A 3,466-nucleotide genomic window follows, 5' to 3' on the forward strand; every position below is an offset into this window, starting at 1 on the left:
TTGGTGACCTCATCTGGATTCAAACCAGAAACCTTTTGATTCGTAGTCAAATGCTCTATTCAGTTGAGCTATGAAGCCGTATTTCCCTTTCGGGATTGCAAAGGTAGAATAATTTTTTATTCTAACAAATTATTTTTCAACTTTTTATATCTGACAGCTTTTCTTCAGATTTTTTATTTTGATAGAAAATGCTGCAAGTGTTGCAGCATTTTCTATCTTTTGTGACCTCATCTGGATTCAAACCAGAAACCTTTTGATTCGTAGTCAAATGCTCTATTCAGTTGAGCTATGAAGCCATTTCCCCGTTTGGGATTGCAAATGTAGGATTTGTTTTAAATTAAACAAAAAAAAGTTGAATTATTTTTTGAATGACTACCGTCAATGGATATACGTAGTAAATAATTGCGAGTATAATCTGGCGTTTTGCCCCTCCCCTATGCAACCACTAATATTCCTTTTTAAAAAGAAGTAATATCCTTTCTGAACAAGGGCCTGCAGCATATTTGTTTCCCGTCAAAGCGTATAGGAATATACGCTATATCCGGGATGGTCCAGAGAGGCTATCAGCATTTTTCAGATGCCCGCGAATGCATCCGGACATCTTCGTGCAGCCGCTTCCGTTAGAAGAATCAGTTGGGGTTTACGATGGCATCCCGTTTGCCTGAAACCAGGATCACCTCCGTCTTTCGGCTTTTTGTTGGCTTTACCTCAGCGTATAGAAGCGCTGGCGTAACTTAAACTTTAATGATCACATTTCTCCTGTACATGATCATTATCGGCACCAGGATGACCAACACCAATAAGATGGCAGCACCCAGTGAGGCATGATAGGGCGACAACCAGCTAACGAAGACCGTCTGGTAAAACCATTGATGCAGATTGGTATCCTGTACCGGAATATAACCCAACAACTTGGGAATAAGACCCGATAATACGAAGGCGGTGATGGCATTTCGCCCAAAAGCAACAAAAGGTGTCAGGTAACGCTGATGTCCGTGTACATCAATCAGCCAATAGCTCGCCGCCAGCGCCATAGTAGCCAGGCCGCCGGTATACAATACGAAAGATCCTGTCCACAGCGATTTATTAATTGGAAAAAACGGATCCCAGATCAGGGCCAATATCACCGTTCCAAAACCGTATACAAACATCCAGGACACCTTCACAGCGTTCTCCCGGTCTTTCCGACGTAACCAGCTCCCAACCAGCATACCAAATATTCCCGTGCCAATAGCGGGAACGGTACTTAAAATTCCTTCCGGGTCCCAGGTTTTGGAACCAGACCACAAATGCGCCGGCGTAAAGACTAACCGGTCCAGCCAGGCTCCCAGATTGGTTTCCGGCTCCAGGTTAGCCGCCCCTATTCCTGGTACGGGGATACAGGTCATCATAAACCAGTAGCTTAATAACAAAATAATGCCGGTCCAGATCTGCGTACGCCGGTTTGTTTTAATAAACAGGATGGCACAGATACTAAACACCACGCCTATACGCGGTAACACCCCCGGAAACCGCAGGTGTGCAAAGTTGAATTTTGGAAAGAGATTAAGGAACCAGCCCAGTGCAATGATAGTAGCGCCCCTGCGCAACGCCTGCCAGATTAATGCCCGGTGCTGCGCAGGATCTTCCTTGCGGGCGCCTAATGCATAAGCAATAGATACTCCGACTATAAACAGGAAAAATGGGAAAATCAGGTCTGTAGGCGTACAGCCATTCCATTTAGCATGTTCCAACGGAGCATATACATAACTCCAGTCACCGGGATTATTGACCAGTATCATGGCGGCCACCGTGAGACCACGAAAAAAATCAAGCGATAATAATCTTTGTTGTACTGCGATCGCCATTGCTTATTGTTTTACCTGCTGTTCCGCCACCTCCTGCCGGTGATAGGATCGCCACCGGGTAAAGACGCTTCCACAGCAATTATCCAGTGCCGCACATCTTCCTATAAATATAAAAAAAAACAAAAGGGAAAACTAGTTTTGTTAAAGAAAACTGGTGCAAACGGCCGGCTGATAATTTTATATGGCGGCCGTTTGCAGCCCAGGACATTAATTGCTTTTAGCAGCAACACGCCAGATCGTATTGGAGGCATCGTCAGCGACCAGTAATGCCCCATCCTTAGCAATCGCAACGCCTACCGGGCGACCATGGACCTTACTTCTGACTTCATCCGCAATAAAACCCGTGAGAAAATCTTCCGCTTTTCCTGCCGGACGGCCATCACGGAAAGGTACAAAGATGACTTTATACCCTGATAAATAAGTGCGGTTCCAGGACCCATGCTGGCCTATAAAGGCGCCATTTCTGTACTTCTCAGGGAATCCATTGCCCCGGTAAAAAACCAGGCCCAGAGAAGCTGTATGGGCCTTTAATGCGAAATCAGGCACCAGTGCCGTTTTTGCCAGTTCTTTTGCCTGCCCTTTTAACCCCGGATCTTCATGCTGTCCAAAATAAGTATATGGCCAACCATAAAAAGCACCTTCTTTTACACTCGTGAAATAGTCAGGCACCAGGTCGTCTCCTAGTTGATCACGTTCATTTACGACCGTCCAAAGTGTATGGGTACCAGGCGCCCAGTCCATTCCCACCGGATTACGTAACCCGCTGGCATAGACTTTCATTCCCGTACCGTCAGGATTTACTTCCAGTATATTAGCCCGGCCCTTCTCATTTTCCATACCGTGTTCAGCAGCATTGGTACCAGATCCTACGGAAACATATAGCTTTGTACCTTCTTCATTTCTGATCACATTCCTGGTCCAGTGATTGTTATAGCCACCCGCTGGCAAAGGCAGGATTTTTTTCCCATCAGCCTTGCAGCTTGTCATTCCTGCCTGATAAGGAAACAGCATCAATCCATCTGTATTGGCTACGTAAAATGCATCATTCATCACCAGCATCCCCAGGGGTTGATTCAGGTTTTTCAGAAACGTGTACCGTTGATCCGGGTGTCCATCGTTATCCGTATCGCGAAACATCGTAATCCGGTTAGCAGTGATACTGTTATTTTCTGATTTGGCTTTACCACTTGCTGCGTTGATGATTTCCTGTGTAAATCTTTTGATCGCGTGGGCCTCGGAAACGAAAACATCTCCATTGGGCGCAACATAGATCCATCGGGGGTTCTCAAGACCGTCTGCGAATTTTGTTACCTCAAAGCCCTGCGGGGCAATAGGCTTGCTGTCATCCTTCCAGCCGATTACATCACTGAAATTAGTCACCGATTTGGTGGCGCCAGGTAGAGGAAGAGAATCCGGAGGCGTGTTATTTTGCATGGCCAGTGAGTCCTCGGCGGCATGTAAAGTAGTTGGTCCGCTTCCATGACACCCACCCAAAACAACCATGACCAGTGCAAATCTTAGGGATAAAAAATAACTTTCCATAAATGTTAATGATACTTGGTAAGTAGTTACTGAACTGATAATAATTCTTTCATTATGTAGTTCACATCTGAATGTAA

General features: G+C 45.6%; 2 protein-coding genes and 2 tRNA genes. All 4 read right to left on the reverse strand.

What is annotated here, in order from left to right:
* Position 1: 1 nt before the first annotated feature.
* Positions 2 to 78 (reverse strand) — tRNA-Arg (locus tag VIP81_RS31630).
* A 144-nt stretch (positions 79 to 222) separates the two neighbouring features.
* A tRNA-Arg gene (locus VIP81_RS31635) sits at positions 223 to 296 on the reverse strand.
* 438 nt (positions 297 to 734) lie between these two features.
* Positions 735 to 1,847, reverse strand: coding sequence for a DUF5009 domain-containing protein (locus tag VIP81_RS31640; RefSeq protein ID WP_331971577.1), 1,113 nt, complete (start codon positions 1,845 to 1,847; stop codon positions 735 to 737).
* 207 nt (positions 1,848 to 2,054) lie between these two features.
* Positions 2,055 to 3,466: sorbosone dehydrogenase family protein (locus tag VIP81_RS31645; RefSeq protein ID WP_331971580.1), on the reverse strand; the 1,412-nt coding region annotated here is incomplete at its 5' end.

The sequence above is a fragment of the Chitinophaga sp. genome (assembly GCF_036566945.1).
Classification (GTDB): domain Bacteria; phylum Bacteroidota; class Bacteroidia; order Chitinophagales; family Chitinophagaceae; genus Chitinophaga.